We start from the raw sequence: 1,142 nt of genomic DNA on the forward strand, positions 1-1,142 counted from the left end.
CCGTCGAACGATCCATCAGGCCAATTGCCCTCAATCGCAAGAATGCGCTGTTTGCCGGGTCCGACGCCGGGGCCGAACACTGGGCGACCATCGCCTCGCTCATCGAGACTGCCAAGCTCAACGATGTTGAGCCACTGGCCTATCTCTCAGACGTCCTCACCAGGATCGTCAACGGGCATCCAAATAGCCAGATCGACGATCTGCTGCCGTGGGTCTATGCCGCAAAGCCCGAACTCAAAGCCGTGGCCTGAAAACACCGCTTACGCCCTAACATCGTCAATCACACGCTGATCCGCTGATCCGAAAGGTGGGGTCAAAACGCCGCTTACCTGGCGTCCGGGGGAGATGGACACCCGGCAGAAACGCAAAAAGCTCCTCGACGCTTACGCGGAGGAGCTTGCTGTTAAGCGACTTGAATGGCAAAATATTCAAGTGTGTATCTGGTTGCGGGGGCAGGATTTGAACCTGCGGCCTTCAGGTTATGAGCCTGACGAGCTACCGGGCTGCTCCACCCCGCGCCTAGCGCAAATCCCAAAGGGATTTGTCGCGTCTGAGTAAACCGCTTTGGCGGTTTACTCTTACTGCCCGAGCAAATTGCTTTTGCAATTTGTCTCGTGTTTTCCTGCTGCAGTATTCTAACACAAAAGGCCGCTTTGTGAGCGGCCCTTTTGTTCGGCATGGGCCGTAGAGTTTGTGATGAGAAGATTGTTTGTTTTACATCAGTTGCGTTTTGCAGACCTGGCAGCGACCTACTCTCCCGCGTCTTAAGACGAAGTACCATGGGCGCAGGGGCGTTTCACGGCCGTGTTCGGAAAGGGAACGGGTGCAGCCACCCCGCCATAACCACCAGGTCGGCAAAGCGCAACTTTATGTTTTGAGAAGCTGGTGAAGTCCTATGACTTCGTTTTTGAACACGTTTTAGAGCTCCAACCGGACGAACACTTCGTGTTCGCCGGGACCGGGCAAAGGCTGGCGCCTTCGCCTTGTCAGGACGACCGCTTTGCGGTCGCCTTGAGATGAGCATAGTCAATGAGAACGATCAAGCCGATCGAGCTATTAGTACCGGTAAGCTTCATGCGTTGCCGCACTTCCACACCCGGCCTATCAACGTGGTCGTCTTCCACGGCTCTGATAGGGAATAC

1 protein-coding gene, 1 tRNA gene and 2 rRNA genes are annotated in these 1,142 nt (G+C 55.3%); 1 reads left to right on the forward strand and 3 read right to left on the reverse strand.

Going from position 1 to position 1,142, the window contains the following annotated elements:
* On the forward strand, positions 1-251 hold a 251-nt coding region (locus GFM02_RS34750), incomplete at its 5' end, for a transposase domain-containing protein (RefSeq protein WP_168324229.1).
* Positions 252-441: 190 nt separating this feature from the next.
* On the opposite strand, the gene GFM02_RS34755 is transcribed toward GFM02_RS34750, so the two are convergent.
* From GFM02_RS34755 to GFM02_RS34765, 3 genes are all read right to left on the reverse strand, one after another.
* Positions 442-518 (reverse strand) — tRNA-Met (locus tag GFM02_RS34755).
* A gap of 218 nt (positions 519-736) precedes the next feature.
* Positions 737-851: ribosomal RNA gene (gene rrf, locus GFM02_RS34760) — 5S ribosomal RNA — on the reverse strand.
* A gap of 184 nt (positions 852-1,035) precedes the next feature.
* A 23S ribosomal RNA gene (locus GFM02_RS34765) occupies positions 1,036-1,142 on the reverse strand; the annotation flags it as partial.

This window comes from Rhizobium leguminosarum bv. viciae (assembly GCF_012276115.1).
Taxonomy (GTDB): domain Bacteria; phylum Pseudomonadota; class Alphaproteobacteria; order Rhizobiales; family Rhizobiaceae; genus Rhizobium; species Rhizobium leguminosarum_T.